This window comes from Streptomyces jumonjinensis (assembly GCF_009600885.1).
GTDB classification, from domain to species: Bacteria; Actinomycetota; Actinomycetes; order Streptomycetales; family Streptomycetaceae; genus Streptomyces; species Streptomyces jumonjinensis.
This window is the reverse complement of the sequence record NZ_VCLA01000193.1, coordinates 3,858-8,854: the sequence shown is the minus strand read 5'-3', so window position 1 is coordinate 8,854 and position 4,997 is coordinate 3,858. Positions and strand designations below refer to the sequence as shown.

7 protein-coding genes and 2 pseudogenes are annotated in these 4,997 nt (G+C 69.1%); 4 read left to right on the top strand and 5 right to left on the bottom strand.

Features of this window, described 5'->3' with window-relative positions:
• Positions 1-197: RidA family protein (locus tag FF041_RS32415; RefSeq protein ID WP_323393350.1), on the bottom strand; the 197-nt coding region annotated here is incomplete at its 3' end.
• Between the two features lie 101 nt (positions 198-298).
• Between FF041_RS32415 and FF041_RS32410 the strand changes: the two genes are divergently transcribed.
• Positions 299-682: a winged helix-turn-helix transcriptional regulator gene (locus FF041_RS32410; protein WP_153526077.1), complete on the top strand. Its 384-nt coding sequence runs from the start codon at positions 299-301 to the stop codon at positions 680-682.
• Positions 683-845: 163 nt separating this feature from the next.
• On the opposite strand, the gene FF041_RS39655 is transcribed toward FF041_RS32410, so the two are convergent.
• From FF041_RS39655 to FF041_RS39645, 3 genes and pseudogenes are all read right to left on the bottom strand, one after another.
• Positions 846-1,505 (bottom strand): erythromycin esterase family protein, encoded by a 660-nt coding sequence (locus tag FF041_RS39655; RefSeq protein ID WP_323393348.1) that lies wholly within the window; start codon positions 1,503-1,505, stop codon positions 846-848.
• A 137-nt stretch (positions 1,506-1,642) separates the two neighbouring features.
• Positions 1,643-2,044 (bottom strand): annotated as a pseudogene (locus FF041_RS40180) (erythromycin esterase family protein); the annotation flags it as partial.
• Positions 2,045-2,165: 121 nt separating this feature from the next.
• A complete protein-coding gene (locus FF041_RS39645) occupies positions 2,166-2,525 on the bottom strand; it encodes a hypothetical protein (RefSeq protein WP_228388789.1) in 360 nt (119 codons plus the stop codon).
• A gap of 101 nt (positions 2,526-2,626) precedes the next feature.
• On the opposite strand from FF041_RS39645, the gene FF041_RS32395 reads away from it, so the two are divergent.
• Positions 2,627-2,836 carry a hypothetical protein gene (locus FF041_RS32395; protein ID WP_153526076.1) on the top strand — a complete coding sequence of 70 codons (210 nt, stop codon included), beginning with the start codon at positions 2,627-2,629 and terminating at the stop codon, positions 2,834-2,836.
• A 353-nt stretch (positions 2,837-3,189) separates the two neighbouring features.
• Here FF041_RS32395 and FF041_RS32390 read toward each other — a convergent pair whose 3' ends face one another.
• Complete coding sequence (locus FF041_RS32390; protein WP_153526075.1) at positions 3,190-3,345, bottom strand: hypothetical protein; 156 nt, start codon at positions 3,343-3,345, stop codon at positions 3,190-3,192.
• A 1,005-nt stretch (positions 3,346-4,350) separates the two neighbouring features.
• On the opposite strand from FF041_RS32390, the pseudogene FF041_RS39640 reads away from it, so the two are divergent.
• Positions 4,351-4,626: pseudogene (locus FF041_RS39640) on the top strand (MFS transporter); the annotation flags it as partial.
• Positions 4,627-4,810: 184 nt separating this feature from the next.
• Positions 4,811-4,997 (top strand): hypothetical protein (locus FF041_RS39635; protein ID WP_228388788.1); only part of this gene is annotated, 187 nt, incomplete at its 3' end.

Below are 4,997 nucleotides of genomic sequence, written 5' to 3'. Positions count from 1 at the left end.
TGGTCCAGGACCTTGTCCGTGTTGGCGTGGGTCTGCTGGAGCTGGGCGGCGAAGTCGTCCGCGTGGAGGAACGCACCCGCCTCATCGAGTGAGAGCTGTCCGGAGACATGGATCAGCTCGCCGGATCTGATCGCCTGCGAGTAGCCGAAGTCGCTCTCGGCCGACACGTTGTGATGGAAGACATCGATGGTGGCCACGGTGCTCGCCTTTCTGATGTGCTCTCTTGCGGTTACTCAGAAACCATAGGAGAGTGACAGGCGACCTGGAAGAACGCACTTTTCGGTGACTGAGGAACCTGATGGTGACCAAGCAACTGCTCAAGGGCCTGCCCGAGGACGCGGACCTGAGGCGCGCGGACTCCCTGGCACGGGAGATCTTCTCGGACGTCGCCAACAAGTGGGCGCTCCTGATCATCGAGGCGCTCGGCGAACGCACCCTGCGCTTCAGCGAGCTGCGGAACGAGGTCGAGGGCATCAGCCACAAGATGCTCACCCAGAACCTGCGCATGCTGGAACGCAACGGCCTGGCCGACCGGAAGGTGCACCCCACCGTGCCGCCGCGGGTCGAGTACACCCTCACCGAACCGGGCCGGGCCCTGCGCACCACGGTCGACGCCATGTGCGGCTGGACCCACCAGCACCTCGGACACATCGAGGACGCGCGCCATCGCTTCGACACCTGACAGGCCACCGGGCGGCCGGGGTCGAAGCCGTAGCGGCGGGCGAGGCCGGGGCGGCTCGGGTCACCGTGCCTGCCCTCGGTCGCCGGCAGCGCGTACTGCAGGACCTGGTCGTGGGTGAGGAGCACCCGCTGCGTATGGCTGGCTCACCGTTCCACCGGCGGGGTCACGGTTGCGTCTTCACCGGAGGCTCCACCTTGCGGAGGGGGCGGGCCGGAGTCACATACCGCCGGTGGACGAGCACGTCGAACCACTCGGCCAGGGAACCGCCCGCCATGTGGTGATCGGTGTCGCGCTGCGGGTCGTGGCGTGGTCCGATGAGCCTGGACCTGGTGGGCTGGGCGAGCCAATCGGCAACCTGCCGCGGAGCATCCGTGCGGAGGTTCAGCAGGTAGTCGCCCGCTGACTCGTCGTCCAGCACCGACTCCACCAGCGGTAGTACGGGACTGGGCACCCGGTGGGCCGGGGTGCCGGTGTAGGTGGCCAGTTCCCCGGCGCCGAAGGTGAGACCGATCGACAGGTACCGGACGCCGAGGTGTTCGTGCAGGTGGCTTCCCGCGTTCCGGGACGGAGTGGCCGGGTCCGGCGGAAAGCTGACGACCCTGGCGCGTGCGTTGGCGGTGTGGGAGCTGGAGGACCAGAAGAGCACCTTGTGACCGGTGTGCCGGTGCCACCACAGGACGTTCTCGGCGAACGACCGCTCGTAGCAGGCCATGTTGTGCGGGTCCAGCGGATCGTCGTGGTCGTGGAGCTCGTAGTACTGGACAACCAGCCGTGCGTTGTGGAGCGCCCACGCATGACCGTCGTGGCCCGGCGCTCCCGCCACCAGGTCGTGCGCCGCCTGTGCACGGTCGCGCCAGGACCGCCCTGTGCACGGTCGCGCCAGGACCGCCTGTCGGGCAGGGCGCGGAAACGGCGTGTATGGGCGGCCACCTCGCCTTCCGGGCGGAGGCCGGCGTAACAGCGCTCCAGTTCGTCCAGCAGTCCGGGTTCGGCCCTGCGCACATAGTCGGCCACCGTGTCATACGCCGACGCCCCCGTCTCGTGGGGGCTGACCCCGACGAAGCGGACCGGATCGTCCGGGTGCGTCTCGTTGAAAGCACGCATCCATCGGACGAGGGCAAGGACCTCCTCGGTGCGGGAGAACGGCTCGGCGGCCTCCAGCAGCGCCACGGGGTCCCCGGTGCCGGTGCGGACATGGACGTCGAGCCGGGCGCCGAGCGTCCAGTCCTGGTCGAGGGCGACGGCGCGGAAGCCGGCCTCACGGACCAGCAGCTGGGCGATACGCGACTGGAGAGCGAAAAGCTGGTGCGCGCCGCGCGTCCCAGCACCGTAGCCCACCACAGCCGTCTGCTCACCGAGCATGCCGAGCAGCGGCCGCAGGTCCTCCAGTGGCTCCGAGGCGTCCATGGTGGTCAGGGGGTGCGCCGTGTCCCTGATCCAGTTCTGAACCGCCGCGCGTTGTTCCGGTGAGATCGCCATGGAGTCACCTTTGTACCTCAAGTCTGGTTGAGGTCAAGCCTGTCCGGGCGGGCCGCGCCGGTCGGCTGCCCGTTCTGTGTACCGGATCCGGCTTCCACTCCTCCCACTGGGAAAGGAGCGGCGGGTACGGGGCCGGGCGTTCCCGGGCCCGCTCACGTGTCTCGTCCCCGACAGCGGTGAGGAACTCCAGGCCGATGTCGCCCGCCTTCGGCCCACCGGCGAGTGTCGCCGGCTCGATGCCGCGGCCGAGCCGTTCGTGCTCGTGTACGACGAGGGTGACGGCCTTCTCCAGCCTGGGGCGCTTGGCGACGCGGGTGGACATCGAGCAGGCGTGCGATTCTCCGCGCTCGAAGTCGTCACTCACGACCCCGGACTGTTTCATGACCGCGCCGGCCTGCACTCTCACCCGCGTCGCCGACGGGATCGCCGAGCCGACGCACACCCGCCGCCGGTCAACACGCTTCCATGTCCGGCACCGAAGCGTTGACGGGCGCGGGCTGGGCCGGACCCTGTGACTACGACGACGGCACCGCGAAGTTCTCCGCGGTCGTCCGCGATCGGGAGCACCACACGCTCCGCAAGACGGACCACTCGGCTACGCCGGAGGCTGCTCCGGGAGCGTGGACCATCCCCGCACGAGCGGGGCCCGATGGGTGGCCGGCGCTCTCCGCGTGACCCAGGGGCAGCAGACTCCCGCGCGAGGGAAAGGTGCCGCAAAGTACGCACAAGTATCTGGCATATTGTCAGCCTTTGCCACCGAACGGCACCTGACGGCGATCAGAGTGCGCCATCCATATCCGGCACGAGATACCGCACACTCTTCCGCATTTGACCGGATCACCCCGGAGGAAAAGGGGGAAACGGATGGAACGGTGGTGTTGATTCCGACGAGGGCCAACTCATCGAGATTCCCCGCGCGTTATCGCCGAGCGATCACCACAGGGGGGAGGCACCGCCCCGGCCGGGCGCGGTGATTACGCACATCTCCTGGTCACGCCCTTGATGCGGAGGCAGTCCGGAGTGTCTACTCACACCGGCGCGGACACCGTGCAGTCCACCAGAACCTGCGACTTCACCGCCGACCTCAACGCGCATTGGGCCCGCAGCACCAGCCTGAACTGCCACGCCATACCGGTGGACAACCCGGTGGACAACCCGGTGGACACCATCCTGTGGTGGTCCACCGACTCGACGGTCGTCTACGACCTCGAAGGCGACAGCCAGGGCCCATCACCTGGGAGCGGACCGGCTCGCCCCAGCAGGTCTGACCCGCGAGCGAACCGGGGCGGCTACGGGAGCCGCAGCGCCCCCGCAGCAGCACCCATACTTCCGGTGGCCGCCCGGTCCGCCGACCGCCGACCGCCCACGGCGACCCACCGGGTGAGGACATCGGCGAACGCCCGGCTCAGCAGGCCCAGCACGAGGCGGCCGCCCAGGCCGCCGACAGCGTCCCCGGCACCACCCGCACCGGCATCACCGTTGCCGGATTTATCGGGTCCGATGGACGGAACACGCAGGCAAGAGTACGCAAAAGACCCTGGCCTCCACACGAGAGGTCAGGGCCTGCACTGGAGCGCTGGGCAGGCCTTGCACCTGCATCCCCCCACGGGAAGTGGGGTGTCTTTCCTTGGACCACCAACGCGCGTCCCCCGACCAGGATTCCCGGCCGCGAGCACATGATCACTCTACCCCATACAGGCCGGGATGACACGCCGCCGGCTACTGGGGGTTGCCCATACTGGTGGGCTCGCCTATTCAACTGTCGTCAGCTCTTCCTGGGATCCAGCCTGATGGTGACGGCAGGCGGTCCCCGGCGGCGTATCGACTCCAGGCGCTCCGGCTTGGGCGGCCGGTTTGGCGGTGGTGACCTGGTGGTAGCCGAAGGCACCGGCGACGACGGGGGCGGGCATCTCCAGGACATGCCGGCGGATTGCCGCTGCCCGGCCGGCGCCGGCGCGATACCCGCGCGCCCGGGCGGGTCCGTCATGTCGCGGAGCCGCCGTTCGATCCCGCGCGAGAACCTCCGTGCTCGGTTCGACGGCCGGCACGTTCCCGGGGCCGACGCCCCGCAGGCCAGGAATGCGACCGCACATCCACGATCGCCGCCCCGCCGGCACCGGGTCTCCGGCTCAGATGAGGCTGCGACACCACGGGGCGCGGCCCGGAGCCGGGGAGGTTCCGCGTTCGTCCTGTCCCGGGGCGCCGTCATACTGTTCGCCGTCGCCTGTGGAACCGCGGTGGCCAACGTCTACTTCGCCCAGCCGCTCCTGGCGACCGTGGGCCGCGACCTCGCCATGAGCCCGGCGCTTGTCGGCAGCGTCGTCACCCTCACGCATGTCGGATACGGGCTGGGGCTCTTCTTCCTCGTACCGCTGGGCGACGTGGCCAACCGCAGACGGCTCGTCGTGGCCCAGTTGCTGCTCCTGGTGGTGGCGCCGGCAACGGTCGCCATCGCACACACCGCTCGATCGGCAGCGCCACCGGTGCCATCGCCGCGACCTCCCTCTACGCGACAGCCGGCTGGGGCACCGTATGCGCACTGGGCACCGCAATCAGCTGCCTCGCGTTTGCGCTGTGGGCGCTCACGCGACACAGCGTTCCGGACCCGGCCGTCAAAGCCGCCGAGGCTGTTGATGTATCGACCGATTGATGAGCAAGATCGGCAAACGGCGGCGCGTGTGGCGTGGCTGGATCGGCACCGGGATCATGCCCGTGAAACGGGGTCAGAAAGTCGATGTGCTCAAGAACTTGAGGAGCACCGTGCTATGTACGTTCCGGCAGGTGCCGCCACCCCACCACGGCCGGCACCGCTGGGTCCACCTCCGGCACGACGACA